At 65.9% G+C, this 246-nt stretch carries 1 protein-coding gene; it reads left to right on the plus strand.

The window, feature by feature from the left end; translation table 11 throughout:
* Positions 1-246, plus strand: a 246-nt coding sequence (locus ACG04Q_RS25680; protein WP_394514720.1) for a hypothetical protein, incomplete at both ends; no start/stop codon positions are given.

Here is a 246-nt window from a genome sequence, read left to right on the forward strand (position 1 = left end):
ACATGGCTGCGCTGTCCAGCAGCCAGATCGCCTCGCTGACGTCCGACCAGCTCAAGGCGCTGACGACCGACCAGCTGCCGGCCATCGAATCCGGCGACATCAAGTCGATCACGACGGTCGCGCTGCGTGCGCTGTCCAGCGCCCAGCTGGATGCGCTGACCAGCGACCAGCTGCAGGCGCTGAGCTCCACGCAGCTCAATGCGCTGACCTCCACCCAGCTGCAGAGCCTGAAGACGGACGATCTCA

Origin of the sequence: Pelomonas lactea (assembly GCF_043555885.1) — a bacterium.
Lineage (GTDB): Bacteria > Pseudomonadota > Gammaproteobacteria > Burkholderiales > Burkholderiaceae_C > Pelomonas > Pelomonas lactea.